Annotated in this window: 28 protein-coding genes; 13 read left to right on the top strand and 15 right to left on the bottom strand. The window is 72.8% G+C overall.

The genetic code is table 11. From position 1 onward, the window contains the following. Positions 1-29: 29 nt before the first annotated feature. A complete protein-coding gene (locus ACFVYA_RS25335) occupies positions 30-965 on the bottom strand; it encodes a glycosyltransferase family 2 protein (protein ID WP_387048416.1) in 936 nt (311 codons plus the stop codon). A 9-nt stretch (positions 966-974) separates the two neighbouring features. Here ACFVYA_RS25335 and ACFVYA_RS25330 point away from each other — a divergent pair, with 9 nt between their 5' ends. The 3 genes from ACFVYA_RS25330 (at position 975) to ACFVYA_RS25320 (ending at position 4325) form a co-directional block, all read left to right on the top strand. After that, a complete protein-coding gene (locus tag ACFVYA_RS25330) occupies positions 975-2051 on the top strand; it encodes a glycosyltransferase family 4 protein (RefSeq protein WP_387048414.1) in 1077 nt (358 codons plus the stop codon). An 84-nt stretch (positions 2052-2135) separates the two neighbouring features. Next, entirely contained in the window at positions 2136-3266 is a 1131-nt protein-coding gene (locus tag ACFVYA_RS25325) for a glycosyltransferase family 4 protein (RefSeq protein ID WP_387048473.1), read from the top strand. Positions 3267-3464: 198 nt separating this feature from the next. Next, on the top strand, positions 3465-4325 hold the full coding sequence (locus ACFVYA_RS25320) for a glycosyltransferase family 2 protein (RefSeq protein WP_387048412.1): 861 nt from the start codon (positions 3465-3467) through the stop codon (positions 4323-4325). Here ACFVYA_RS25320 and ACFVYA_RS25315 read toward each other — a convergent pair. After that, positions 4322-4810 carry a hypothetical protein gene (locus ACFVYA_RS25315; RefSeq protein WP_387048410.1) on the bottom strand — a complete coding sequence of 163 codons (489 nt, stop codon included), beginning with the start codon at positions 4808-4810 and terminating at the stop codon, positions 4322-4324. The two genes, ACFVYA_RS25320 and ACFVYA_RS25315, sit on opposite strands and share 4 nt — an antisense overlap. 141 nt (positions 4811-4951) lie before the next feature. Here ACFVYA_RS25315 and ACFVYA_RS25310 point away from each other — a divergent pair, with 141 nt between their 5' ends. Both ACFVYA_RS25310 and ACFVYA_RS25305 read left to right on the top strand, forming a co-directional pair. After that, complete coding sequence (locus ACFVYA_RS25310; protein WP_285988391.1) at positions 4952-6040, top strand: NDP-sugar synthase; 1089 nt, start codon at positions 4952-4954, stop codon at positions 6038-6040. A gap of 3 nt (positions 6041-6043) precedes the next feature. After that, positions 6044-6940: a DNA-3-methyladenine glycosylase gene (locus ACFVYA_RS25305; RefSeq protein ID WP_285988392.1), complete on the top strand. Its 897-nt coding sequence runs from the start codon at positions 6044-6046 to the stop codon at positions 6938-6940. Positions 6941-6997: 57 nt separating this feature from the next. Here ACFVYA_RS25305 and ACFVYA_RS25300 read toward each other — a convergent pair whose 3' ends face one another. The 7 genes from ACFVYA_RS25300 to ACFVYA_RS25270 are packed head-to-tail and all read right to left on the bottom strand — an operon-like array spanning position 6998 to position 11737. After that, positions 6998-7258 (bottom strand): hypothetical protein, encoded by a 261-nt coding sequence (locus ACFVYA_RS25300; protein WP_387048408.1) that lies wholly within the window; start codon positions 7256-7258, stop codon positions 6998-7000. Next, the gene (locus tag ACFVYA_RS25295) at positions 7258-7623 is read right to left on the bottom strand and encodes a GntR family transcriptional regulator (RefSeq protein ID WP_285988394.1); all 366 of its coding nucleotides are present in this window, start codon (positions 7621-7623) and stop codon (positions 7258-7260) included. Before ACFVYA_RS25295 ends, ACFVYA_RS25300 begins: the two co-directional genes overlap by 1 nt. Continuing rightward, positions 7620-8081, bottom strand: coding sequence for a hypothetical protein (locus ACFVYA_RS25290; protein WP_387048406.1), 462 nt, complete (start codon positions 8079-8081; stop codon positions 7620-7622). Before ACFVYA_RS25290 ends, ACFVYA_RS25295 begins: the two co-directional genes overlap by 4 nt. A 27-nt stretch (positions 8082-8108) precedes the next feature. Then, entirely contained in the window at positions 8109-8654 is a 546-nt protein-coding gene (locus ACFVYA_RS25285; protein ID WP_285988396.1) for an NUDIX hydrolase, read from the bottom strand. Continuing rightward, the gene (locus ACFVYA_RS25280) at positions 8651-10063 is read right to left on the bottom strand and encodes a coenzyme F420-0:L-glutamate ligase (protein WP_387048404.1); all 1413 of its coding nucleotides are present in this window, start codon (positions 10061-10063) and stop codon (positions 8651-8653) included. Before ACFVYA_RS25280 ends, ACFVYA_RS25285 begins: the two co-directional genes overlap by 4 nt. Continuing rightward, on the bottom strand, positions 9999-10988 hold the full coding sequence (gene cofD / locus ACFVYA_RS25275) for a 2-phospho-L-lactate transferase (RefSeq protein ID WP_387048402.1): 990 nt from the start codon (positions 10986-10988) through the stop codon (positions 9999-10001). The genes ACFVYA_RS25280 and cofD overlap by 65 nt, the downstream gene beginning before the upstream one ends. Next, on the bottom strand, positions 10985-11737 hold the full coding sequence (locus ACFVYA_RS25270) for a GNAT family N-acetyltransferase (RefSeq protein ID WP_387048400.1): 753 nt from the start codon (positions 11735-11737) through the stop codon (positions 10985-10987). Before ACFVYA_RS25270 ends, cofD begins: the two co-directional genes overlap by 4 nt. Before the next feature lie 60 nt (positions 11738-11797). Between ACFVYA_RS25270 and ACFVYA_RS25265 the strand changes: the two genes are divergently transcribed. The 4 genes from ACFVYA_RS25265 (at position 11798) to ACFVYA_RS25250 (ending at position 13846) form a co-directional block, all read left to right on the top strand. After that, positions 11798-11971, top strand: coding sequence for a hypothetical protein (locus ACFVYA_RS25265; protein WP_285988400.1), 174 nt, complete (start codon positions 11798-11800; stop codon positions 11969-11971). A 109-nt stretch (positions 11972-12080) separates the two neighbouring features. Beyond that, the gene (gene fdxA, locus ACFVYA_RS25260; protein WP_003083029.1) at positions 12081-12401 is read left to right on the top strand and encodes a ferredoxin; all 321 of its coding nucleotides are present in this window, start codon (positions 12081-12083) and stop codon (positions 12399-12401) included. Next, a complete protein-coding gene (dapC, locus tag ACFVYA_RS25255) occupies positions 12398-13492 on the top strand; it encodes a succinyldiaminopimelate transaminase (protein ID WP_285988401.1) in 1095 nt (364 codons plus the stop codon). The genes fdxA and dapC overlap by 4 nt, the downstream gene beginning before the upstream one ends. A 42-nt stretch (positions 13493-13534) precedes the next feature. Continuing rightward, a complete protein-coding gene (locus ACFVYA_RS25250; RefSeq protein ID WP_285988402.1) occupies positions 13535-13846 on the top strand; it encodes an antibiotic biosynthesis monooxygenase in 312 nt (103 codons plus the stop codon). Here ACFVYA_RS25250 and ACFVYA_RS25245 read toward each other — a convergent pair. Further along, entirely contained in the window at positions 13840-14457 is a 618-nt protein-coding gene (locus tag ACFVYA_RS25245) for a TetR/AcrR family transcriptional regulator (protein ID WP_285988403.1), read from the bottom strand. The two genes, ACFVYA_RS25250 and ACFVYA_RS25245, sit on opposite strands and share 7 nt — an antisense overlap. A gap of 81 nt (positions 14458-14538) precedes the next feature. On the opposite strand from ACFVYA_RS25245, the gene ACFVYA_RS25240 reads away from it, so the two are divergent. Then, a complete protein-coding gene (locus tag ACFVYA_RS25240; RefSeq protein WP_387048397.1) occupies positions 14539-15945 on the top strand; it encodes an FAD-dependent monooxygenase in 1407 nt (468 codons plus the stop codon). A gap of 3 nt (positions 15946-15948) precedes the next feature. On the opposite strand, the gene ACFVYA_RS25235 is transcribed toward ACFVYA_RS25240, so the two are convergent. Genes ACFVYA_RS25235 through ACFVYA_RS25225 form a run of 3 tightly spaced genes read right to left on the bottom strand, consistent with a single transcriptional unit; the run spans position 15949 to position 18335 of the window. Then, on the bottom strand, positions 15949-16884 hold the full coding sequence (locus ACFVYA_RS25235) for a CHAD domain-containing protein (RefSeq protein ID WP_387048396.1): 936 nt from the start codon (positions 16882-16884) through the stop codon (positions 15949-15951). Positions 16885-16912: 28 nt separating this feature from the next. Next, positions 16913-17896 carry a 2,3,4,5-tetrahydropyridine-2,6-dicarboxylate N-succinyltransferase gene (dapD, locus tag ACFVYA_RS25230; protein ID WP_387048394.1) on the bottom strand — a complete coding sequence of 328 codons (984 nt, stop codon included), beginning with the start codon at positions 17894-17896 and terminating at the stop codon, positions 16913-16915. A 28-nt stretch (positions 17897-17924) separates the two neighbouring features. After that, positions 17925-18335, bottom strand: a complete 411-nt coding sequence (locus tag ACFVYA_RS25225; protein WP_387048471.1) for a hypothetical protein — start codon at positions 18333-18335, stop codon at positions 17925-17927. A 44-nt stretch (positions 18336-18379) separates the two neighbouring features. Between ACFVYA_RS25225 and dapE the strand changes: the two genes are divergently transcribed. The 3 genes from dapE to ACFVYA_RS25210 all read left to right on the top strand — a co-directional run bounded on the left by dapE (position 18380) and on the right by ACFVYA_RS25210 (position 21567). Continuing rightward, entirely contained in the window at positions 18380-19450 is a 1071-nt protein-coding gene (gene dapE, locus ACFVYA_RS25220) for a succinyl-diaminopimelate desuccinylase (RefSeq protein WP_387048393.1), read from the top strand. A 158-nt stretch (positions 19451-19608) separates the two neighbouring features. Next, positions 19609-20421, top strand: coding sequence for a DUF3152 domain-containing protein (locus tag ACFVYA_RS25215; protein WP_285988409.1), 813 nt, complete (start codon positions 19609-19611; stop codon positions 20419-20421). A 45-nt stretch (positions 20422-20466) separates the two neighbouring features. Continuing rightward, positions 20467-21567: an NADAR family protein gene (locus tag ACFVYA_RS25210; protein WP_387048391.1), complete on the top strand. Its 1101-nt coding sequence runs from the start codon at positions 20467-20469 to the stop codon at positions 21565-21567. A gap of 59 nt (positions 21568-21626) precedes the next feature. Here ACFVYA_RS25210 and ACFVYA_RS25205 read toward each other — a convergent pair whose 3' ends face one another. Both ACFVYA_RS25205 and ACFVYA_RS25200 read right to left on the bottom strand, forming a co-directional pair. After that, entirely contained in the window at positions 21627-22670 is a 1044-nt protein-coding gene (locus tag ACFVYA_RS25205) for a chitinase (protein WP_387048389.1), read from the bottom strand. A 135-nt stretch (positions 22671-22805) separates the two neighbouring features. After that, the gene (locus ACFVYA_RS25200; protein WP_387048387.1) at positions 22806-24419 is read right to left on the bottom strand and encodes a M28 family peptidase; all 1614 of its coding nucleotides are present in this window, start codon (positions 24417-24419) and stop codon (positions 22806-22808) included. Between the last annotated feature and the right edge of the window lie 124 nt (positions 24420-24543).

Raw genomic sequence — 24543 nt, 5'->3', positions numbered from 1 at the left:
AGCTCCTCGTCGTCGATCCTGGCGCAAGCTTAAAGGCCTGCCCATGCCTCCCAGACCGCGCCTCGGCCGAGCGCCGCGCGGCGGGTGATCTTGCGGCGGGCCCGCAACGTCGCAGGTAGCCGCCAGGCCACTTCGGCGAGCACCCGGCAGCGCAGGCCGAAGCGGAAGTTCGCCGCCGCCGGCCGCCCGGGGCGCAGCGGCAGCACCGCTGTCAACACGGCGAACCGGAGCAGCTGGTTCACCGCGACGCCGCGGGGGGCGCAGCGCAGCAGCATGAGCAGCCGGTTGCGTTCGTTCCAGCGGTGGAACTCCGGCGAGCCCAGCTCGCTGCTGACGCCGTGGGCGTGCCGGGCGCGGGCGTCCGGCGCCGCGACGACGTCCCACCCGGCCAGCCGCAGCCGCCACGCGGTGTCGGTGTCCTCGTAATAACAGAAGAATCCGGCCGGGACGCCGTGCACGCTCTTCAGCGCGTCGGTGCGCAGCAGCGCCGCGCCGCCGCAGAAGCCGAACACCTCGCCGGCGGCCTCGGTGACGTCGGCGCCGTGGCCGTCGGCGGTCAACCGGACGCCGGCGGACTGCGTGGTGCCGTCGGGGCGCACGAGCCGGGACGTCGCCGCGGCGGCCAGCGGCGCCTTTTCGAGGGTGTCCTCCAGTGTCCCGAGCCAGTCCGGCGCGGGTTCGGCGTCGTCGTTCAGCCACGCCATGAGCGGGGTCTGAACCTTTTCGAGGGCGACGGCGAGGGCGCCCGCGTAGCCGGTGTTGCGCGGGAGGCGGAGCACTTCCGGACGCGAAGGATGGGCCGCGAGCAGGGCGGCGGTGCCGTCGCCGGAGGCGTTGTCGACCACGAGCGTCCGATGTGGACGCGTCTGCGCGGCGAGCGCGTCGAGGCAGGCCGTGATGTGCCCGGCGCCCCGCCAGGTCACGACTACCACCGTGGTGGCGGGATTCGCGGTCACGTCCCGCACAATAGCCGCGTGCCCGAACTGGTCGTGCTCGCCGAGCAGCTCCTCGCGCCCGTGCCCGGTGGCACCGGGCGCTACACGGCCGAGCTGCTCCCCGCGCTCGCGAAGACCGCCCCGCCGGGCTGGACGGTGTCCACCGTGGTCGCGCGGCACACCGACGTCGAAGCGGCCCGCGTGGCCGGCGTCGAGGGCCCGCGCGTGCTGCGGATCCCGCCGCGGGCGCTGGTCGCCGCGTGGCAGCTGGGCCTGCGCTGGTGGCCGGGCGGCGACGCGGTGCACGCGCCGACGCCCTTCGCGCCGCCGCGCGCCCCGGCGGGGAAGACGCTGAGCGTGACCGTGCACGACACCGTGCCGTGGACCCACCCCGAGACGCTCACCGCGCGCGGGGTGAGCTGGCACCGGTCGATGATCGCGCGGGCCGCGCGGCGGGCGTCCGGGCTGGTCGTGCCGACGCGGGCGGTCGCCGACGAGCTCGCGGTGCTGATCGACGTCGACGTCCCGGTGCGCGTCGTGCCGCACGGCGTGCGGGTGCTTTCCGGCTCGGCCGAGCTGGACCTCCCGGCGCGGTACGTGCTGGCCGTCGGCACGATCGAGCCGCGCAAGGGCATCGACGTGCTGGTCGACGCGGTCGCGGCGCTGGAGGGCACGGTGCTCGTGCTGGCCGGCCAGCCCGGCTGGGGCGGCATCGACCCGGTGGCGCTGGCGGCCGAGCGCGGCCTGCCCGCCGACCGGCTGCGGGTGCTGGGGAAGGTGACCGACACCGAGCTGGCGACCGTGCTGCGCCGGGCCGGCGTGCTGGCCGTGCCGAGCCTCGCCGAGGGGTTCGGGCTGGGGCTGCTGGAGGCCATGGCGGCGGGGGTCCCGGTGGTGCACACCGACGTCCCGGCGCTGGCCGAGGTGGCCGGCGGGGCCGGTGTCATGGTGCCCCGCGGGGACGCCGCGGCGCTGGCCTCCGCGCTGAGGGAAGTGCTCGGTTCGCCGTCGAGGGCGGCGGAGCTGACCCGGGCCGGGCGGGAGCGGGCGAAGGCGTTCACCTGGCGTCGCGCGGCCGAGGCCGTCTGGGCGATCCACCGGCGGCCCCACGACTGAGGCGCTCACCTGCCCGGTTTGCCAGTTCCTCACCATGGCGCGGGGGTGCCGCCGTACCCTGCAGGGGTGAGCGACGATCCCCGGGTGCTGATCGACGCGACCGCGGTTCCCGCGGACCGCGGCGGTGTCGGCCGCTACGTGGATTCCCTCGTCGCCGCCCTCGACGCGGACGGGGCGCGGATCACCGTCGTCTGCCAGCCCCGCGACCTGCAGCTCTACGACCAGCTGGCGCCGCACTCGCGCGTCGTACCCGCGTCGCCGGCCACGACCACCCGCACGGCCCGCCTGACCTGGGAACAAGCGACCCTGCCGCGGCTGGCCCGCCGGCTCGGCGCGGACGTCGTCCACTCGCCGCACTACACGATGCCGCTCGCGACGTCGGCCGCGTCGGTGGTCACGCTGCACGACGCGACGTTCTTCACCGACGCCGTGCTGCACTCGTCGGTGAAGGCCCGGTTCTTCCGCGCCTGGACGGCGACGGCGCTTCGCCGCGCGACACTGTGCGTGGTGCCTTCGGCGGCGACGGCCACGGAGCTGGCCCGCGTCGGCCCGGTCCGGCACGCTTCCCTGGAAGTGATTCACCACGGCGTCGACAGCGAGCGCTTCCACCCGCCGTCCCCGGCGGAGGTCGCGGCGGCGCGCGCGGCGGTCGGCCTGGGGCGGACGCCGTACGTGGCCTTCCTGGGCGCGCTGGAGCCGCGGAAGAACGTGCCCGCGTTGATCCGCGGGTTCGCGCGCGCGGTCGCCGGCCGCCCGGACGCCCCGGCGCTGGTGCTGGCCGGCCAGCCGGGCTGGGACACCCAGGTGGAGCGGGCGCTGGACGCGGTCCCGCACCGGCTGCGCGTGATCCGGGCGGGCTACTTGCCGTTCGGCACGCTGGCGGGCTTCCTCGGCGGGGCGGAGCTGGTGGCGTACCCGTCACTGGGCGAGGGGTTCGGGCTGCCGGTCCTGGAGGCGATGGCGTGCGGCGCGTGCGTCCTGACCACGCGCCGGCTGTCGCTCCCGGAGGTGGGCGGCGACGCGGTGGCGTACTGCGGCGTGGGCGCCGGCGACGTCGCGGCGGCGCTCGGTGAGCTGCTGGCGGACCCGGGACGGCGCGCCGAGCTGGCAACGGCCGCCCAGCAGCGCGCGAAGGAGTTCTCGTGGGCCACGACCGCGGAACGCCATCGGGAGGCGTACGCGAAAGCCTGGGCCCGCCACCTCCGCACCCGCTGAACCGTGCTCCGAGGGTCGACACGCGTGATCCAGGGGACGACACGCGTGATCCGGCGGTCGACACGGCGACAACCGGTCTCGCGCGGTGTGTCGACCTCGCAATCACGCGTGCCGGCTTCCCGATCACGCGTGCCGGCGCTTCCGTCACGGCCCCCGGGGCGCCGGGGTTGCCCTGCGTGACGCGTGGACAATGGCCGGGTGACTGAGCAATCCCGCTATGGCGACGGTGTCGGCGTCGTGACCGTGACCTACTTCTCCGAGGACACCATCGAGCGGTTCCTCGACACCCTCGAGAAGGCCACCGAGCGCGAGGTCAAGGTGGTCGTCGCGGACAACGCGTCCGTCGAGGGTGCCCTCGAGGGGGTCACCGCCGGCCGGAAGAACGTGCAGCTGCTCACCATCGGGGAGAACGTCGGCTACGGGACCGCCGCGAACCGGGGCGTCGCCGAGCTCGACGACTCCTACGGCTGGGTCGTCGTCGTCAACCCGGACCTCGAATGGGAGCCCGGGTCGCTCGACGCGCTCATCGAGGTCGCCCGGCGGTGGCCGCGCGGCGGTGCCTTCGGGCCGCTGATCCACGATCTCGACGGCACGGTCTACCCCTCGGCGCGGCTCCTGCCGTCCTTCGGGCGCGGGATCGGGCACGCCGCCTTCGCGAAGGTCTGGCCCGGCAACCCCTGGACCAAGCAGTACCGGCAGGAGAGCGGCACGCCGGTCGAGCGCACCTCGGGCTGGCTGTCCGGCTCGTGCCAGCTGTTCCGCCGGGAGGCGTTCGACTCCGTCGGCGGCTTCGACACGCGCTACTTCATGTACTTCGAGGACGTCGACCTCGGCGACCGGCTGGCGAAAGCGGGCTGGCTGAACGTCTACGCGCCGTCCTCGCGGGTGACGCACGAAGGCGGCCACTCGACTTCGCAGGCGTCGAAGAAGATGCTCGCCGCGCACCACGCCAGCGCCTACCGCTACCTCGCCGACCGCCACCTGGGGCTCGCCTGGAAGCCGGTGCTGGCCGCCGTGAAGCTCGGCCTCGCGCTGCGGCTGAAGCTGGAGACCCGCTAGATCCCGTCGAGCCGGCGCGAAAGGTCGGACTTGCCGATGTTCTGCGTCACCGTCGGCACCAGGCCGGTGTCCTCCGGATCGGGCTCCTTCAGCGGGCTCGTGACCTGCTCGGCCTGGGGCCGACGGGCCAGCGGGGTGGGCACCGGCGTGGGCATCGGCTTGGGCATCGGCTTGGGCATCGGGGTCGTCGGCGACGGCATGCTCAGCGGCGTCGTCTGCTGCGGGCGGCGGCCGCCCTGGACCTCCATCCGCCGCGTCGGCGCCGAGCCGGCCAGCGGGTGGTCGTTCTCCTCGATCAGCGACGCCGGCAGCTGCGTGGTCGTGTCGGGGTCGCGGCTGCGGTCGAGCCCGTCGATCTGCGCGCGCGGGATCTGCTGGGTGTTCGACGAGTCCATCGGTGACGTCGCGCTGTCGGGTGTCACGACGAACACACCGCGCGCCTGGGCTCGTGCGAGCAGGGCGTCCGCCCGATCGCGGGGGTCCATCCCCTCGGCCTCCCGACTGACCCGGGGCCCTCTGGGGAAAGGCCCGCCTGTTTCCTGTCTAGGGTAGGCCCTCCGGGCGACCTCCGTCAGGGTTTCCCGCGGCTTGTCGCTCAGCGGTGCGTGATAAAAGAGGAGATTTCCGTGACGTCCGAGGTCCGAAGCGACGCTGTCGACGCCGTCGTGCTGGTCGGGGGCAAGGGCACGCGCCTCCGGCCGTTGACGCTGTCGGCGCCGAAGCCGATGCTCCCCACCGCCGGGACGCCCTACCTGAGTCACCTGTTCTCCCGCATCCGCGAGGCCGGCATCCGGCACGTCGTGCTGGGCACGAGCTACCGGGCGGAGGTGTTCGAGGAGTACTTCGGCGACGGGAAGTCCATCGGCCTCGACCTGGAGTACGTGGTCGAGGAGGAGCCGCTCGACACCGCGGGCGCGATCCGGAACGTGTACGACAAGCTCCGGGCCGACCACGTGATCGTCTTCAACGGCGACATCATCTCCGGCTCGGACCTCGGCGAGCAGCTGCGCGTCCACCGAGAATCCGAGGCCGACGTCACACTGCACCTGCAGCGCGTGCCGGACCCCAGCCGGTTCGGGTCGGTGCCGACCGACGAGACCGGGCGGGTCCAGGCATTCCTCGAGAAGACGCCGGACCCGCCGACCGACCAGATCAACGCCGGCTGCTACGTCTTCCGCCGTCCGGTGATCGAGGCCATCCCGACGGGACGGCGGGTGTCGGTCGAACGCGAGACGTTCCCGCAGCTGCTCGAGCAGGGCGCGCACATCCAGGGCTTCGTCGACGAGTCCTACTGGCTGGACGTCGGCACGCCGGAAGCGTTCGTGCGCGGCTCGGCCGACCTCGTGCGCGGCCTGGCGCCGACGTCGGCGCTGCCCGGCCGCCCCGGCGACTTCCTGGTGCTCGACGGCGCGTCGGTGGCCGAGGACGCCCAGCTCAGCGGCGGGTCGACGATCGGCGTCGCCGCCGTGGTGGGCTCGGGCGCGAAGATCGACGGCTCGGTCCTGTTCGACGGCGCGGCGGTCTCCGAGGGCGCGATCGTCGAGCGTTCGGTGCTCGGGCACGGCGCCCGCGTCGGCGCCGGCGCGGTGCTGCGCGGCGTGGTGCTGGGCGACGGCGTGTCCGTCGGGGCCGGCTGCGAGCTCCTCGACGGCGCCCGCGTCTGGCCGGACGTCGTCCTGCCCGACGGATCCGTCCGCTTTTCGAGCGACGCGTAGCCCGTGTTCTGGCGTCCCGCGTTCGAGGTCGACCTGGGCCGGGTCCTGGGTCCGCTGAAGCGCGGCCGCGGGTCGCTCAACATCCTCACCGACGAGCGCGGCATCACCTGGCTCGCGTCGAACACCCCGGACGGCCCCGGAACGCTGGCGCTGCGCCGCCATCCGGACGGCCGCATCGAAGCCGCGGCCTGGGGCTCGGCGAAGGACCGGCTGCTCAGCGGGGTGCCGGCTTTGCTGGGCGCGGACGACGACGACGCGGGGTTCGTCGCGCACCACGACGTCGTCGCGCGGGCCCGGCGGGCGAACCCCGGCCTGCGGCTCGGCGCGACCGGGGTGGTGTGGGACTGGCTGGTGCTCGCCGTGCTCGAGCAGAAGGTGACGGGCAAGGAGGCGATCCGGTCGTGGGCCGAGCTGTGCCGCCGGTTCGGGACGCGCCCACCCGGCCCGGCGCCCGAGCGGCTGCGCGTACCGCCGGCACCGGCGGCGCTGAGGGCGCTGCCGGACTGGCACTGGCACCGCGCGGGGGTCGACATCAAGCGCCGGACGGCCCTGCTGAACGCGGCGCGCGTCGCCGGTCACCTGGAGCGGGCGGTGGAGCTGCGCGGGCTGGAGGGCCGCCACTGGTTGCGCCAGGTCCCGGGCATCGGGGTCTGGACGGCGGCGGAGATCGCCCAGCGCGCCTGGGGCGACCCGGACGCGGTGAGCTTCGGCGACTACAACATCCCGTCGATGGTGGGGAACGCGCTGCTGGGCACGAAGCTCGACGACGCGGGAATGGCGGAGGTGCTGGCCCCGTACGCCCCGCAGCGGCAGCGTGCGGTGAGGTATCTGGAGGCGGCCGGGCACACCCGGCCGCGGTTCGGGCCACGGATCGAGCTGCGCGACTACCGCGCGATGTGACGGCGGCACTGCGGGGAGCGGCCGCGGGCCGAGCGGTCGGCCTCCGAAGGCGGCGAGCTACTGCGGCGGGGGATAGCCGCCCGGCGGCGGCGGGTACGGCGGCTGCTGTCCCGGGAACCCGGGCGGCGGCTGCTGGCCGGGATAACCCTGCTGTGGCCCGGCATGACCCGGGTAACCCGGCGGCTGCTGGCCCGGAAAGCCTTGCTGCGGCGGGTACGGCGGCTGCTTCGGCTTGCTCGCGTTGACGATGAGCAGCACCACTCCGACGATGCCGGCGATCACCACCAAGATGATCAGCAGCATCAGCACGCTCACCATCAGCCGTTCCCCTCGTCGAGTGCCGCGCGGACGATCGACAGCGCCTCGGCGTCGTCGAGGCCGAGCTTACGGGTGGTCTTCGCGTACTCCGCCGCCGCCTGCTGGGCTCGGCGGCGGCTCTGGTCGCCCGCCGCCGCGACGAAGCTTCCCGCTCGGCCGCGCGTCTCGATCAAGCCCGCTTCCTCCAGCTCGCGGTAGGCCCTCGCCACCGTGTTCGGGGCGATTCCCAGGTCGGCCGCCAGCTGCCTGACCGTGGGCAGCTTCGTGCCGACGGCCAGGCTCCGGTCGTTGATCCGCGTCGCGAGCCCGGAGCGGACCTGCTCGAACGGCGGGACCGGCGAACTGCTGTCGAAGGGGACGATCACCAGCTCTGCGGACCCGCTCCCGGCCCCGGCAACTGCTGCTGCGGCGGGAACGACGGCCCCTGCGGCGCGTACTGCTGCGGCGCCGGCGGATATCCCGGCTGCTGCGGGAACCCCTGCTGCGGCGAAGGCGGCGGGTACCCGGGCGCGAAGCCCGGCTGCGCGAACCCCTGCGACGGCGGCGGAGAACCCGGTGGCGGCGAACCCGGTGGCGGCGAACCCGGTGGCGGGAATCCCTGCTGCGCAAACCCCTGCTGCGGCGGGAAGTTCGGGTTCGGCGGGAACTGCCCGCCGTTCTTCATCGCCTCTTCGCGGCGCATCTTCGACACCCGCACCGCCACCGCGATGACGAACACGATGATGCCCAGGACGATCAGCCCGAGCACGATGTACCCGAACACGCCGGTGTCGCCGCCTCCGCCGGAGTGGTAGTGCACCCGCTCCGGGAACTGTGTAGCCATGTGGTCCCTCCCTGTCCGCGAACCAGGTTATCCCCCGGCACCGACAGGAACGGCCGCTTTCACCAGATCGGCGAGATCTTCCGACCCCGCGGGCAGCGCGTTCGCCGGCCACCACCGCAGGTCGTCGGACTCGTCGCTGCGCACCGGCGAAGCGCCCGGCGGGGCGTGCACCGCGAAGCGGACGTCGAAGTGCCGGGTCGGCACGCCCAGCGAGCACGTGATCGGGTGGACGTCCAGGTGCACCGGCTCGGCGGAGATCCGGAGCCCGGACATCCCCGACTCCTCGGTGGCCTCCCGCAGCGCCGCCCCCGCCAGCGACGCGTCCGACGGCTCGCAGTGGCCGCCGAGCTGCAGCCACCGCCCGACCCGCGGGTGCAGCGTCAGCAGCACCCGGGTGCCGGTGTGGTCCAGCACGACCGCCGACGCCGTCAGGTGCCCGGCCTCGCACGACCGCTCGCAACTGTCAGAACGAGCAGCCAGGAAACCGAGGAAGGCCTGCCGCAGCGACTCCTGGGAAGGGACCGCAGGCTGCCACGACGAAAGCGTCGTGACGGCGTCCGCGTGCAGGCTCACAGTTCCAGCAGCCCGTCGCCGGCCAAGGCCGGGCCACGCGGCTCCGGCTCGGTGAGCGGCACGCCGATGGCGACCGAGCCCAGCGGCTGCCAGCGCTCGTCCAGGCCGAGGACTTCGCGGACGACGTCGGCGGCGAAGATCGTCGACCCGATCCAGCACGAACCCAGGCCCTCGGCCGCCAGCGCGACCAGCAGGCCCTGGACCGCGGCGCCGCCGGCGACGGTGAACATCGTCTTTTCGCAGTCGTTGCGCCGGTCGTCGCGATAGGTGTGCGCGCCGTCCGGGACGAGGAACGGGATGACGATTTCCGGGGCCCGGTACAGGATGTCGCCCCGGCTGAGCCGCTTCGCGATCTGCTCCGGCGTGAAGTCGTCGCCGGACAGGTCGGCCTGCCACGACTCGCGCATCGCGTCGAGCAGCTTCTTCCGGACGCCGGGGTCACGCAGCCAGACGAACCGCACCGGGTGCGTGTGGTGCGGCGCGGGCGCGGTCAGCGCGGAACCCACCGCCCGCCGGATCGAGGTGGGGGAGACCGGCTCGTCCGCGAAGTGCCGCACCGAACGCCGGGCCGGGACGGCCTCGCGCCGGCCCTGCGCGACGGCTTCGTTGACGCCCAGCCGGAAGAGGTCCTCCTCCAGCGGCCGGATCAGGTCCCGCGCCTTCGAACCGTCGTCCTCCAGGGAGAGCCCGCGGACCACCGCCACCGGCGTCCCGCCCAGCTTGCCCTTGACCAGGTCGGCGGCCGCGGCGACCTCGTCGGCGACGGCGACCTCGGTGACGGCCAGCTCGTTGCCCTGCCCGTCGACCTGTCCCTGGTAGGCGTGCAGCACGCGCAGCCCGGACGAGCCGATGGCGGCGTCGGTCTGCCCGATCCGCCAGGCCCGGCCCATCGTGTCGGTGACGACGACGGCGACCTCGACGCCGAGCCGCTCCCGCAGCCCGTTGCGCAGCGCCAGCGCCGAAGCGTCCGGGTCGGCGGGCAGCAGCGCGACCTCGTCACCGGCCACATTGGACGCGTCGATCCCGGACGCGGCCTGCACGATCCCCAGGTGGTTCTGGGTGATCACGGTGCGCGCGATCCGCGCGACGATCCGCACGGCCTCCTGCTCGACGAGCTTCCGGCGTTCGGCGTCGCGGGCTTCCGGGTCCGACGGCACGCGCACGAGCCTGCCCTCGGCCTTGGAGACGATCTTGCTGGTCACCACCAGGACGTCGCCGGAGCGCAGCCAGGGCGCGGCGGCCACGATCGCGCCGGTCAGGTCGTCGCCCGGGCGGAACTCCGGCAGCCCGGTGACGGGCAGGATCTCCAGCTTGGGGGCAGCGTGGTCCGCGGTTTCAGCGGTGTCAGTCAATGGGGGCTCCAGCCAGTTCGAGGGCGGCGCGGGCCATCGCCGCGGTCGCGTCCACATCGGACATCAGCAGCGGGACGTCGCGGACGGTCACGCCCGGCACGTCCGCCGTCTCGCCTTCGGCGATCAGCCAGCCGTCGAGCACGCCGTCGGCCTGGCGCGAGCCGTAGTGGCGGCCCACCGCCTCGGCCGACGTCTCGACGCCGATCGCGGTCAGGCACGCGTCGGCCATCCCGCGCAGCGCCTTGCCGCCGATGATCGGCGACACCCCGACGACGCCGGCCGACGTCTTGCGCAGCGCGTCCCGGACACCGGGCACGCCCAGCACGGTGCCCACCGAGACGACCGGGTTCGACGGCGCGAACAGCACGGCGTCGGCGTCCTTGATCGCCTCCAGCACGCCCGGCGCGGGCTTGGCCTCATCGTTGCCGACCGCGACGATCGAGTGGGCCTTCGGCTCGGCGCGATAGCGCACCCACCACTCCTGGAAGTGGACGGCCTTCTGCTGCCCGTCCTGCTCCGGGTCGTCGATCACGACGTGCGTCTCGACGCGGTCGTCCGACATCGGGAGCAGCCGGACGCCGGGCTGCCAGCGGTCGCACAGGGCCTCGGTGACCGCCGAAAGCGGGTAGCCCGCGCGCAGCATCCGCGACCGGATCAGGTGGGTGGCGATGTCCTTGTCGCCGAGGCCGAACCAGCTCGGCTCGGCGCCGTAGGCGGCCAGCTCCTCCTTGACGACCCAGGTCTCGCCCGAGTGCCCCCAGCCGCGTTCTTTGTCGATCCCGCCGCCCAGGGTGTACATGCAGGTGTCCAGGTCCGGACAGATCCGCAGCCCGTGCATCCAGACGTCGTCGCCGGTGTTGACCAGCGCCGTCACCTCGTGCGGGGAGTCGGAGGCACCTTCCGGTGCCATGCCCAAAGCCGCCTTGACACCCAGCAGGAAGCGGGCCCCGCCCACTCCGCCGACCATTACCACGATCTTCACGACGTCGAATCCTCGCACGAGCCGGGTGCGGGCACCCAGTACCGGTATCTGTGGTGCGGGGCGTAGCCGAGCCCCGCGTAGAGCGCGAGTGCGCCCGAATTCCCCTCCGCGACCTGCAACACCGCGCGGTCCGCCCCGTGTTCCACGCCCCACGTCCGCACGGCGCCCATCAGCGCCGACGCCAGCCCGCGGCGGCGGAAGGCCGGGGTGACTTCGAGGCGGCCGACGTGCAGCCAGCCGTCGACCAGCGCTCCGCGGACGACGCCGGTGAGGACCCCCTCGGCCGCCGCGCCGCCGTAGCCGACCTTTCCGGAGGTCAGGACCTGCCGGGCGGCCGGGGAGTCCTCGCCGGGGCGCAGCGCGAGCTCCCACCAGCCGGGGACCGGCTCGTCGCCGACCGTGACGCCCGGGACGCCGGGCGCGGGAGTCAGCGGGGCGGTGAGCACCACGACTTCGTGCCCCGCGCCGTGCCCGGTGGCCGGCACCCACCCGCTCGCGGCGATCGCGCGTTCGTTCGGGCTGTCCCGGACCACCTGCACCATCGGGGTGATCCCCCGACCGTGGGCGAAATCACACACCGCGCGCAGGGCCTCGCCGAGCGGGCGGCCGGGGTCGCCGACGGCGAGTGCGCTGTTGGCGCGCCCGGTGAAACCGTCCGCCCAGCGCAGGCGCCACTCACCCAGGGGATCCTCCACCAGGGGTGGCCATGCTTTGCTGCAGGTGATTTCGAGCTTCTCGCGGGCGTTCACCGCTAGATTGTGACGGAGGCGGTGAAAGTCGCGGGAGCGGATTTCGGCAGGAGGTGAGGCGTGGGTATCCAGCGCAAGGACGAACGGCACAACGAGAAGCTGGTCGACGAGATCGCCGAAGGGTTCAACCGAGCCGTGGGGGAGAAGAAGACTGAGGACGAAGCGCCCAAGCCGCGCTTCGTCATCACCGGTGACGCCCGGGCCACCCCGCCCCCGCGCCGCCGGGAGCGGTGAGCCCCATACCCCGGGTATGGCTAAGGCTTGCCTCACCGACCGAACGGGTGCCGACCCCGCGTAATGTCGGCACCGACTGGCTGTTTGCAGAGAAAAGCAGGAGTGCGCAGTGACCTACGTGATCGCCGAGCCCTGCGTCGACGTGCTCGACAAGGCGTGTATCGACGAGTGCCCCGTGGACTGCATCTACGAGGGCGAGCGGATGCTGTACATCCACCCCGACGAGTGCGTCGACTGCGGCGCCTGCGAGCCGGTCTGCCCGGTCGAGGCGATCTACTACGAGGACGACGTCCCGGACAACTGGTCGGACTACACCAAGGCGAACGTCGACTTCTTCGACGAGCTGGGCTCGCCCGGCGGTGCGTCCAAGGTGGGCAAGACCGCGCACGACCCGGCCTTCATCAAGGCGTTGCCCCCGCAGGGCGAATGAACCGGATCGCGCTGCCCGACTTCCCCTGGGATTCGCTCGCCGAGGTCAAAGCCACGGCCCAGGCGCATCCCGGTGGGGTCGTCGACCTCTCCATCGGCACGCCGGTCGACCCGGTCCCGGCCGGCATCCGCGAGGCCCTCGCGTCGGTCTCGGAGATCCCCGGGTACCCGACCACCCACGGCATCCCGGCTCTCCGGGAAGCCGCGCGCGGAGCGCTTTCCCGGCGCCACGGCGTCGACGGCATCGAGCCGGACGCCGTGCTGCCGACGATCGGGTCCAAGGAGGCCGTGGCCTGGCTGCCGCGGCTGCTCGGCTTCGGTCCCGGTGACGTCGTCGTCATCCCGGAGCTGGCTTACCCGACGTACGAGGTCGGGGCCCTGCTGGCGGGCGCGTCGATCCTGCGGACCGACGGCCTGACCGCGCTCGGCCCGCAGAAGCCGGCGATGATCTGGCTGAACTCGCCGTCCAACCCGACCGGCCAGGTGCTGCCGGTCGAGCACCTGCGCAAGGTCGTCGAATGGGCCCGCGAGCGTGACGTCGTCGTGGTCTCCGACGAGTGCTACCTGGCGCTCGGCTGGGAGACCGACCCGCTGTCGGTGCTGCACCCGGACGTCTGCGACGGCCGGACCGACGGGCTGATCGCGGTCCACTCGCTGTCGAAGTCGGCGAACCTGGCCAGCTACCGCGCCGGGTTCCTGACCGGTGACCCCCACCTGATCAAGCGGCTCCTGGAAGTGCGCAAGCACGCGGGCATGATCGTGCCGCGCCCGGTCCAGGAGGCGATGGTCGCCGCGCTGACCGACGACGAGGCCCTGCACGTCCAGCGCGAGCGCTACGCCCGCCGCCGGCTCGTCCTGCGGAAGGCGCTGCAGGACAACGGTTTCCGCATCGACCACTCCGAAGCGGGCCTCTACCTCTGGGCCACCCGCGACGAAGACGCCGCCACGACGGTCCGGTGGCTGGCCGACCGCGGCATCCTGGTCGCGCCCGGGACGTTCTACGGCCCGAAGGGCGGCAAGCACGTCCGCGTCGCGCTGACCGCGACGGACGAGCGCGTCGACGCCGCCGTGGAGCGCCTGACCGCGGGCTGAGCCGTCCGGAAACTGTCGGTGCCCCCGGCTACGGTGCCGAGCATGTCCATGACGATCGAATTGGCCCGCTTCAAGGTCGGCGACAGCGCCGTGGCGCAGCTGCTGGCGGAGCGCCCGGCGATGGTCGAGGCGATGCGCCGGCGGTTCCCCGGCTGTCTCGCCGCTTATCTGACCAGGGAAGACGACGGTGGTTGGCTGGACGTCGTGCTCTGGCGCAGCCGGGCCGAAGCCGAGGAGGCGGCCCGGCTGATCGACTCGGTGCCCGAGTGCGCCGCCTGGTTCCGGCACATCACCGAATCCGCCGGGCTGCGGCACGTCGAAGTCGTCGACCACTGGCCGGAGCCCGGTCAGTAATCGCGGCCGGTGAGGCCCCGGTAGACGAACCGCGTGAGCAGTTCGATCGCTTCGTCGTCGGTCGGCGGCGTCCAGCCCGCCGGCGCACCGTGCAGCCACGTCGCCGCGAAGGCGTCGACCAGGTGGTAGATCAGCATGCCGCACCGGTCCGGGTCCGCGGGCAGCCGCATTCCGGCGCGGGTGATGTGCGCCAGGTGGTCGTCGAGGTCGGCGGCCTGGGACGCGCCGAACTGCGCCACCGTCCGGGCGAAGGATTCGCTGACCATCGCCGCCTGGCGCAGGGCCAGCATGGTCGCCGCGTTGTCCCGGTAGAACTCCCAGTACTGCTTGACGTGCCAGCGGACGGCCGCCGGGTCGCTGAAGTCGTTGAGGTGGTCTTCGCTGTCGGCACTCTCGTCGCCGGACGCCGCGATGTCGGCCATCAGCGCTTCCAGGAGCTCTTCCTTGCCCGCGAAGTGGTTGTAGAACGATCCCGCGGCCCGGCCCGCCTCGGCGGTGATGTCGGTGATCTTCGTGTTCAGGTAGCCCTTCCGGGCGAAGACGCGCTTGGCCGCGGCCTTGAGCGCGGCCTCGGTCTCCGCGGCCTTTTCCTTGCGGCTCGTCGCCGTCATCGCCACCTCCCTTGACACGGGACGCTAGCAGCGCCACTCTGAATCAAGATTCACTGAATCGAAATTCACCGGGAGGATGACATGGACACACAGGTGCTGATCGCGGGCGCGGGACCGACCGGGCTGACGCTGGCCATCGAGCTGGCGCGGCGGGACGTCGCCGTGCGGATCATCGACAAGGCCGAGACGTACTTCGTGGGCTCGCGCGGCGACGGGCTGCAGCCGCGCACGCTGGAGGTGTTCGAGGACCTGGGTGTGCTCGACGCGGTTTTGGCCGCGGGCATGGCCCCGGTGCCGATGAAGATCCACCTCGGCGGCGAGGTGGTCGGCGAGCGGATGATGTTCGACCCGGTCGAGCCGACGCCGTCGCGGCCGTACCCGACCGGCTGGTTCCTGGGCCAGTCGCAGACCGAGGGGGTCCTGCGCGAGCGGCTGGCCGAGTTCGGCGTGCGCGTCGAGCTCGCGACCGCGCTGACCGGCTTCGACCAGGACGCCGAGGGCGTCACGGCCACGCTGAGCACGGGGGAGACCGTCCGCGCGGAGTACCTGGTCGGCGCGGACGGCGGCAAGAGCTTCGTGCGCAAGACGCTGGGGATCGCGTTCGAGGGCACGACCGACGAGTCGATCCGGATGCTGCTCGGCGACGTCCGGGCCGACGGCCTCGACCGGGACTACGGCCACTGGTTCGCGACCCCGGACGAGCCGATGAGCGGCATGTCCTTCAGCCCGCTGCCGGGGACGCCGCACTTCCAGTTCGGCGCGGCGCTCGGCGACGACGAGACCGACGTCGAGACGGCGTTGCCCGCGGTCCAGTCCCGGCTCGACGCGTTGAGCGGCGGCACGGTCAAGCTGTCCGACCTGGCCTGGTCGACGGTGTGGCGGCCGAACGTCCGCCTGGCGGCCCGCTTCCGCGACGGCCGGGTGTTCCTCGCCGGCGACGCGGCGCACGTCCACCCGCCGACGGGCGGGCAGGGGCTGAACACGGGCGTCCAGGACGGCTACAACCTGGGCTGGAAGCTCGCGGACGGCTCACCGGAGCTGCTGGACAGCTACGAGATCGAGCGAAGGACGGTCGCGGCCCGGGTGCTCGGGGTGACGGCCGGGATCCTGCAGAAGTACGTCGACGGGGACGACGACGCCCACCACCGCGGCGAGGAGACGAACCAGCTGAACATCAGCTACCGCGGCGGCCCGCTGGCACCGGCCGGGACGGGCGGGCTGCAGCCGGGCGACCGGGCGCCGGACGCCCCGCTGGTCGACGCGAACGGCAAGCGGGTGCGCCTGTTCGAGCTGTTCCGCGGCCCGCACGCGACGGAGCTGCTGTTCGGGGCGGGCGAGACGGCCGGGTACCGGATCCTGCCGGCGGGGAGCGTGGCGACGGGAACGGACCTGGTCGACGACGGCGGCCACGCGTACGCGGCGTACGAGGCCGAAGGGGGCCGGAGGGTGCTGATCCGGCCCGACGGTTACGTCTGGTCGATGTCCTGAGACTCAGGCGTGCAGGGCTCGGGCGGCGGCGTCCACCGCTTTCCAGGACCGTCGCCACGCCGCGCGGGCCTCGGCGCGGCGGCCCAGCTCGCGCTCGGCGATCCGGCCGGCGACGAATCCCATCGGGCCGTCCGCCGACTCCAGGACCGTGCGCATCCGCTCGGCCGCGATCACCGCATCCTGGTGCTCACCGAGCACCGTCTGGAAGTCCTTCGTCGCCTTGAGCAGGTGCTTGATCTTCGCCGTCTGCTTCTTCTTCGCCGACGTCTGGGCCAGCTCGGCCGCGTAACGCAGCTTCTTGCCGTGGATGCGCAGCGCGTGCAGGTCGTCGTCCGGCGGGTCGGCGGGCAGGGCACGGACGGCCTTGGCGAGCTTGCGGTGCGGCTTCGCCAGCCCGCCGATCAGGTCGTGCGGCTTCTCCGCTGCCGCGGCCGACGCGCTGTCCCGCGTCAGCAGGCTCACCTCGCGCAGCAACGTCGAGTACCGGGCACTCGACAGCGCTCGCGTCAGGCGCCGCTTCGCCGTGGCTCGCTCGGTGACGAACTTCGACACCAGACGGCGGCCCGGAGCCTGGTCCCGGACCTCGAAGCCGGCGATGACCTCGCGCAGGTGCCCGATCAGCACGTCGTAGTCGCGCACCTCGCCGAGGGACTGGCCGAGCCAGCCCAGTTCCGCCCGCACCGGTTCGGCGCCGTCGCCGACCAGCTCGCCGGACAGCTTCAGCACGCTGCGCATCCGCCGCAGGGCGACGCGCATCTGGTGCAGGTCCTCCGGATCCACGCCGGAGCGCGTGCCGGGTTCGTGCGCGAGCAGCGCGCGGATCTCCCGGTCGAGCTTGGCCCGCACGTGGTGGCCCGCCGGGTCGGCCGGACGCGCTTCGACGGGCGCGTCCGGCAGGCCCAGCTCAGCCGGTGTCCGGCGGAACGATTCGGTGGTCACCCCCAGGATGGTAGGTGACCGATCGCTCTCAGTCGTTGGCGTGCAGCGCCGCGTTCAGCTCGACGCCGGCGCCGGTCCGCGGCACGACCTCGACCGCGCCGTTCGCCGAGTTGCGGCGGAACACCGCGCCCGAAATGCCGTTGAGCTCGCGGGCCTTCACGACCTTGCCCTCGACGAGGACCTTCGTGCCCGCCGTGACGTACAGCCCCGCCTCGACGACCGTGTCGTCGCCCAGCGAGATGCCCACGCCGCCGTTCGCGCCGATCAGGCAGCGCTCGCCCAGGGAGATCGTTTCCTTGCCGCCGCCGGAAAGCGTACCCATGATCGACGCGCCGCCGCCGACGTCCGAGCCGTCGCCGACGACCACGCCGGCCGAGATCCGGCCCTCGACCATCGACGCGCCGAGCGTGCCGGCGTTGAAGTTGACGAAGCCCTCGTGCATCACAGTCGTGCCGGAGGCCAGGTGCGCGCCGAGCCGGACGCGGTCGGCGTCACCGATCCGGACCCCGGACGGCAGGACGTAGTCGACCATGCGCGGGAACTTGTCGACGCTGTAGACGGTCACCGCGCCGCGCGAGCGCAGCCGCAGCCGGGTCGTCTCGAAGCCTTCGACCGGGCACGGGCCGTGGTTGGTCCACACGACGTTCGGCAGCAGGCCGAACATGCCGTCGAGGTTCTGGCCGTGCGGGCGGACCAGCCGGTGCGAGAGCAGGTGCAGCCGCAGGTACATGTCGTGCGTGTCGGCGGGCGCGTCGGCCAGCTTGCCGATCGTGGTGCGGACGGCGACGACCTCGACCCCGCGGTCGGTGTCCGGGCCGAGCAGCGCCGCGGCGGCCTCGCCGAGCAGCTCGGTGGCCTCTTCCGCGCTCAGGCGCGCGGTCCCGGGCGTGCCGCCTTCGGTCAGCTTCGGGTGCGGGTACCAGGTGTCGAGGACCGTCCCGTCGGTCGCGACGGTGGCCAGCCCGACGCCGCTGGCGCCGGTCGTTTCGGGGTTCGGGCTCTGCTCGCTCACGGCCCTCACCGTAGTGGAGTGACGCGGATCAACCACTCGTGGGCCGCGCGTCTACCTGCTTCTTCAGGCCCGCGAGGGCGCCGGCGATGTCGACGAGCGCCTGCGAGCAGGGACCACCCGCGGCCGGGACCGTCGTGCAGCCCGCGCTCCGGAACGACCCGACGGCCCGCTCCAGCTTGGTGGCCTCGGCGACCAGCTGCGGGTCGCGGTCGTCCGCGCGCTTGCGGGCCGCGCCCGGCACGTTGGCGACCTCCGTGACGTACTTCTCGCAGCCCTTCGGCAGCTGGGTGCGCGGGCTCGCGTAGCACTGGTCGACGGTCAGCGCGTCCAGCTTGGTCGGGAGCGCGTCCGGGCCGGGCTCGCCCGCCTGCGGTCCGGGGGCCGGGCCGGCTTCGTTCCCGCAGCCGGACAGGACCAGGACCAGCAACGCGCCGCCCACGGCGACCGGGAACCTACGCACACCCCCACGGTAGCGTGCGGGGCATGAGCCTGGACCTCCACGCCGATCCGGTGGACCTGACCGCAGCGCTGGTGGACATCTTCAGCGTGTCCGGCGCCGAGGCCGAGATCGCGACGGCGGTGCAGGACGCGTTGCAGGCGCAGGCCCCGCACCTCGAAGTCGTCCGCAACGGCGACGCCGTCCTCGCGCGGACCCACCTCGGCCGCTCGTCGCGGATCGTGCTCGCCGGGCACCTGGACACCGTGCCGGAGAACGGCAACCTGCCTTCGCGGCGCGAAGGCACCGGTGACGAAGAGATCCTGCACGGCCTCGGCACGGTCGACATGAAGGGCGGCGACGCGGTCTTCCTGCACCTGGCGGCGACGCTGCCGTCGCCCAAGCACGACGTCACCTTCGTGTTCTACGACAACGAAGAGGTCGAAGCGGTCAAGAACGGGCTCGGCCGGATCGAGCGCGAGCTGCCGGAGTGGCTGGCCGGCGACCTGGCGATCGTCGGCGAGCCGTCGAACGGCGTGATCGAGGCCGGCTGCCAGGGCACCATGCGCGTCGAACTGCGGCTCTCGGGGAAGCGGGCGCACACCGCGCGGGCGTGGATGGGCGAGAACGCGATCCACGCGCTCGCCGAGCCGCTGCGCCGGCTGGCGGAGTACCCGCCGCGGATCGTCGACATCGACGGCCTGACCTACCGCGAAGGCCTCCAGGCGACGGCGATCAGCGGCGGCGTGGCCGGCAACGTGGTCCCGGACGCGGCGGTGCTGACGGTGAACCACCGCTTCGCGCCGGACCGCGACGCGGCCGCGGCCGAGCGTCACCTGCGCGAGGTTTTCGACGGTTTCGAACTGTCCGTTGTGGACCTGTCCCCGGGCGCGCTGCCGGGCCTGTCGGCCCCGGCGGCGGCGGAACTGGTGGCGGCGGCGGGCGGCCGCGCGGCGGCCAAGCTGGGCTGGACCGACGTCGCCCGCTTCGCGGCGCGCGGCATGCCGGCGGTGAACTTCGGCCCGGGCAACCCGACGTTGGCGCACACGAAGCAGGAGAACGTCCGGACGGCGGAGATCCGCCAGGTGACCGAGGTGCTCCGCAAGTTCCTGGGCTGAGTCCCGGCGCCGATGCACCGAACGTCGCAACCGGTTCTGTGGCCGTGGTCACATTCGGTGCGCTGAGCTGCGGTGACGCTCCGCCACCGCAGGTCACCGCAACTTTTCCCGGCCGCGGCCCGTATGTCCTTCTGAAACCGCGCACCCCGGGAGGACCCATGCCGAAAACCGCGAGACGGGCCGCGGCCGCCGCCGTGCTCGCCCTGGCGGTGGGCAGCGGGGTGGCCGCGTGCGGGGAACGGCAGCCCGTCGCCGCGCCGGCGGCCGGGCCGGTCGTCATGGACATCGGGGACGCCACCTCGGTCCCGCCGCCGCCGGCGGCGGAGCGGGAGCCCGTGACGCAGAGCGCGCCCGTCGAGGCCGCCATCACCTTCCCGCGGACCGGGTCCGGGCAGTGGATGTTCACCCCCGGCAACGACGAGGTCGCCGGGAAGGCCGGCCGGCTGATGCGCTACCGGATCGCCATCGAGACCGACATCGACGGCGTCGGGCCCGCCGGGTTCGCCAAGGACATCCGCACCATCCTCGGCGACCCGCGCGGCTGGACCGCCGGCGGCCAGTGGCGGCTGCAGCAGGTCGGGCCGGCCGACATGGCCGACTTCACCATCTACCTCGCGACGCCGGCCAGCCGCGACAAGCTGTGCGGCGGCACGCCGGACAGCTACACCTCCTGCCGCAACGGCAGCAACGTCGTGCTCAACGTCGCCCGCTGGGCCAACGCCGTTCCCGGCTACGGTGCCCCGCTCGAGGCCTACCGGCAGTACATGGTCACCCACGAGACCGGGCACCGGCTGGGCCAGGGCCACGAGCTGTGCCCCGGCCCGGGCCGGCCGGCGCCGGTGATGGAACAGCAGACGCTCGGGCTGCACGGCTGCGTCCCGAACCCCTGGCCGTTCCCGGACGGCGGCGGCCGCGAATACGCCGGCCCGCCGGGGGAGTACGACGACCCGATCCCCGCCGGCGACTCCTGAGCCACCGGCCCGGATCCGGCGCCGCCTGCCGTTAGGCTCGCCGGCATGCCGGACAGCACTTCGACGTCGCGCGTGGCCGGCGGCGACGTCGTCGAGGGGCGGCAACGCCTCGTCTTCGTCGACAAGGGTGACTACTACGAGTTGAGCCCGCTCGGCGTCTTCGCGGACGGCGTCGTCAGCTGGCGTTACGAATCGACTGATTTCGACGGTCTCCGCGCCGCGTTCGACGACGGCACGTTGACCCTCACCCCGCCCGAGGGCGCATCGCTGATCATCACCGGCACGGCGAGAGGAACCGTGCCGGCACTGGAATCGTGGCTGACGCCGGAGCTGGTGATCGGCGAGCTCGCCGACGAGGTGGACGTGCTCAACGACCGGCCGGACTCCTCCCGGCGTTGCTGGGACGCGCTGCTGGCGTACGCCGCGGATCCGACCGGTGCCCACCTCGAGGCCGTCCGCGAGTCGTACCACGCGGTGCCCGAGCACCGCCGGATCCACGTGCTCGGCGACATGGACCAGAACGATGTCCCGGTCCGGATCCTGCTCGCCGAGGTGGGGGAGACGATCCCGGCCCGGCGCCCGGGCCGCACGCTCGCGGTGACGCCGGAGGTCCGGGAGAGGGCGCTCGACTACTTCCGCCGGAGCGAGGCCGGGGTCGCCCGAGCCGAGGCGCAGCGGGTGGCGGACGGACCGGAGACGACCGTCCCGCTGGTGGTGGGCGGGTACGTCTACCCCAGCGGCTGGCCCGATCCGGCGGGCCTGGAGGTGCTGCAGACCGACTACCCGGCGGCGGTGACGAGCGGCGGCCGGGAGTACGCGAGCGTCATGCACGCCTACTGGGCGCTGTCCACCGGCGACGCCGGTTGGCACGATCGGATCGCCGCCGCCGCCCGGGGCCTCGACGCCCGGACCCTCGGCGAGGAAGCGCCCCGGCGGGCGGGCTGGCCGACGGCCCGGCTGGGCGTGATGGCCGCGCTGCTGCGGGACAAGTTCGAGCGCCACCCGGCGATGGCGGCGACGTTGCTGGGCACGGGTGACGCGCGCCTGCTCTACAACGACCGGTCTTCGAAGTACTGGAGCTCGGGCGGCGCCAACTGGCTGGGCCGGCTCCTGGAACTCGTCCGTTCCGAGCTGGCCACCCGGTGATCGGAGGGATCACCGGCCCGGGTACGGCCCCGAGCCGGTGATCGGCAAACCGGGCGGACCTAGCGGCCCTGCAGGGACTTGACGTTGTTGCCGAACGTCCAGCCCTTCGAGCCGTCCCAGTTGACCGACCAGTCCATCAGGCCCTTGAGGCCCGGAACCGACCGCCACGCCTGGGAAACCAGGCTCGTCGACAGGTAGCCGCCGCCCGCGCCGGGCTGGGCGGGCAGGCCGGGGACCTGCTTGTCGTAGGGCACGCGGATCGTCGTGCCCTGCACGACCAGGCCGTTGTTCAGGCACTGCGTCTGGACGGTGAAGCCCTGCACGGTCCCGGCCTGGTAGGAATCGCCGGAGCAGCCGTACATCGAGCCGTTGTAGTACTGCATGTTCAGCCACCACAGCCGGCCGTTGTCCGCGTACTTCTTGATGATCGGCAGGTACGCGCCCCAGATCGAGCCGTAGGTGATGCTGCCGCCGGTCACGTACGCGGTCTCGGGCGCCATCGTCAGCCCGAAGTTCGAAGGCATCTGCGCGAGCACACCGTCGATGATGCGGATCAGGTTCGACTGCGACGCCGAGAGCGTCTTGATGTTCCCGCTGCCGGTCAGGCCGGTCTCGATGTCGATGTCGATCCCGTCGAAGTTGTACTGCTTCAGGATCGGCACGACCGTGGCGACGAACCGATCGGCGACCGCCGATGACGAGAGGTCGATCCCGGCGGCCGCGCCCCCGATGGACAGCAGGATCGTCGCGCCCGCGGCCTTCGCCGCGCACATCTCGGCCGGGGTGGACACCTTGACGCCGGCGTCCATCCCGTTCTCCCACAACACGGTCCCGTCGGAGCGGATCACCGGGAAGGCGGCGTTGACGACGTTGTAACCGTGCTGCGCCATGCGGCTGTCGGTGATCGGGATCCAGCCCAGACCCGGGTGGACGCCGTTCGCGGCGCCGTCCCAGTTTTCCCAGTACCCCTGGAGGACCTTGCCCGCGGGCCTCGGCTTCACCGCGCACGTGTCGGCCTGCACCGCCCCCTGCGCGGAGGGCGACACGAGCAGCGGGACGGCCAAGACCGTGGCCAGCAGGGTGGCGAACAAGCGACCGGACATACCGGCTCCCATCGTCGTTGAAGGGCGGACGCGGCGTGTCCGTTCACGATAGGGACCGGGGGAAAGCACTGACTACCTACGAACGGGTGGTCTAGACAACCGGGGCGCCCCGGCGAGGAGCGCCCCGGTCGCGGATCAGACGGTCAGCGTCCAGGAGGACAGGTAACCGGTGTCGGCCGGGCCGACGTCCTTGATCTGCAGCTTCCACGCGCCGTTCGCGGCTTCCGAGGAGGCGTTGACGGTGTAGGTGGTGTCGAGGTTCGGCGTCGAGTCGCTGCTCGAGTTCTTGAGCCGGTACGCCGTGCCGTCCGGGGCTACGAGGTCGAGGACGAGGTCACCGCGGTAGGTGTGGGTGATGTGCACCTCGACCTTGGTGGTGCCGGACGCGTTGCGCGCGCAGCCCGCCACGTTCGCGGTGCTGTTCACCGCGGCACCCGGGTAGTCCGGGATGTCCAGCCGCGTCGAGTTGGTCACCGGCGCGCACGACGAGCTGCCGACGCCGAGCGAGAACGCCGCCGTGTGGTCGGCGTTCACGCCGTCCGCGGTCACCGTGAGGGGGAAGGTGCCGGTCGGCGTCGACGCGGAAGTCGAGATGGTCAGCGTGGAGCTGCCGCCCGACTGCACGGTGGCCGGGCTGAACGACGCCGTCGCGCCCGCGGGCAGGCCGGAGGCGGACAGCGAAATCGACTGCGCCGAGCCGGACGTCGTCGCGGTGCTGACGGCGACCTGCAGCGACTGTCCCGGTTGGACGGTGCCCGACGCCGGGTTCAGCGAGACGGAGAAGTCGTTGCCCTGCGGCGTGCCGACGGCCAGCTTCCAGAGCGCGTAGGCGATGGCGTCGCTGTTCTTCTCCAGCGGCGGGTCCGGGATGTTCGCCGTCGTGTCGCAGGCGCGGTGGTAGCAGTTGTCGAACGGCGAACCCGCGGTGCCGCCCCACTTCTGCGCCTGCGCCGAGCTCTTGATGTCGCCGGCGCCGGTGGCGAGGCCGCCGACCGGGATGCCCGCGCTCTTGAAGGAGGCGTGGTCGGACCGGCCGTCGCCTTCGCTGTCGCCTTCGGTCTGGATGCCGATGGAGGAGAAGTACTCGTCGAAGACGGCCTTGACCGAAGCGACGTCGTCGTAGACGAAGTAGCCCCAGTTCTTCGAGCCGATCATGTCGAAGTTGAGGTAGGTCTTGATCTTGGTGCGCTCGCTGCTCGGCAGGTTGTTGACGTAGTACTTGGAGCCGACCAGGCCGGACTCCTCGTCGGCCCACCAGCCGAACCGGACGCGCTTGGCCATCGCCGGGTTGGTCCGGGCGAGCGTCAGCGCGACCTCGAGGATCGACGCGCTGCCCGAGCCGTTGTCGTTGATGCCGGGGCCGGCGCTCACCGAGTCGAGGTGCGCGCCGAGCATGATGACCTGGCTCGCGTCGCCTTGCGGCCACTCGGCGATGAGGTTCTGCGACTGCCCGAGGCAGCTGGTGCAGGTCTGCCGCGTCGTGGTGTAGCCGGCGTTCTTGAGCAGGTTTTCCACATAGGACACCGACGCCGCGTACCCGCCGCCGCGCGCCGAGCGGGTGCCGCCGTTGTTGTTGGCGATGGTCTGCAGCTGGTTGAGGTGGCCCTTGATGTTGGCCAGCGAGATGTCCGGCGCGGCGAGCGCCGTGGCGGGCGCGGCGGTGGCTGTGGCGCCTCCGGGTGCGCTGACAACGCCCAGCACGGCGGCGAGGGCGGTGACCCCGGCGCCGAGTCGTGTCTTCCACTTCATGGCGGTGAATTCCTTCGGTGGGGGTGGGGGACAACGACCGTGAAGGCCGCACCTGGCTGGTGCGGCCGTCGCGGGGGCGGGGGTGCTAGACGGTCAACGTCCTGGGGGACCGGTAACCGGTGTC

The sequence above is a fragment of the Amycolatopsis sp. NPDC058278 genome, assembly GCF_042881395.1.
GTDB lineage: Bacteria > Actinomycetota > Actinomycetes > Mycobacteriales > Pseudonocardiaceae > Amycolatopsis.
Note: the sequence above shows the minus strand (reverse complement) of the source record. Positions and strands in the feature narration are given on the sequence as shown.

Bases quoted from the DNA above. Each gene is read 5' to 3' on its own strand.
- ACFVYA_RS25315 (WP_387048410.1), bottom strand. From the start codon at position 4,810: ATGGACCCCCGCGATCGGGCGGACGCCCTGCTCGCACGAGCCCAGGCG.
- ACFVYA_RS25300 (WP_387048408.1), bottom strand. From the start codon at position 7,258: ATGGTGAGCGTGCTGATGCTGCTGATCATCTTGGTGGTGATCGCCGGC.
- ACFVYA_RS25290 (WP_387048406.1), bottom strand. From the start codon at position 8,081: ATGGCTACACAGTTCCCGGAGCGGGTGCACTACCACTCCGGCGGAGGC.
- ACFVYA_RS25280 (WP_387048404.1), bottom strand. From the start codon at position 10,063: ATGTGGACGCGACCGCGGCGATGGCCCGCGCCGCCCTCGAACTGGCTG.
- dapC (WP_285988401.1), top strand. From the start codon at position 12,398: ATGAACCGGATCGCGCTGCCCGACTTCCCCTGGGATTCGCTCGCCGAG.
- ACFVYA_RS25250 (WP_285988402.1), top strand. From the start codon at position 13,535: ATGTCCATGACGATCGAATTGGCCCGCTTCAAGGTCGGCGACAGCGCC.
- ACFVYA_RS25245 (WP_285988403.1), bottom strand. From the start codon at position 14,457: ATGACGGCGACGAGCCGCAAGGAAAAGGCCGCGGAGACCGAGGCCGCG.
- ACFVYA_RS25240 (WP_387048397.1), top strand. From the start codon at position 14,539: ATGGACACACAGGTGCTGATCGCGGGCGCGGGACCGACCGGGCTGACG.
- dapE (WP_387048393.1), top strand. From the start codon at position 18,380: ATGAGCCTGGACCTCCACGCCGATCCGGTGGACCTGACCGCAGCGCTG.
- ACFVYA_RS25215 (WP_285988409.1), top strand. From the start codon at position 19,609: ATGCCGAAAACCGCGAGACGGGCCGCGGCCGCCGCCGTGCTCGCCCTG.
- ACFVYA_RS25210 (WP_387048391.1), top strand. From the start codon at position 20,467: ATGCCGGACAGCACTTCGACGTCGCGCGTGGCCGGCGGCGACGTCGTC.
- ACFVYA_RS25205 (WP_387048389.1), bottom strand. From the start codon at position 22,670: ATGTCCGGTCGCTTGTTCGCCACCCTGCTGGCCACGGTCTTGGCCGTC.
- ACFVYA_RS25200 (WP_387048387.1), bottom strand. From the start codon at position 24,419: ATGAAGTGGAAGACACGACTCGGCGCCGGGGTCACCGCCCTCGCCGCC.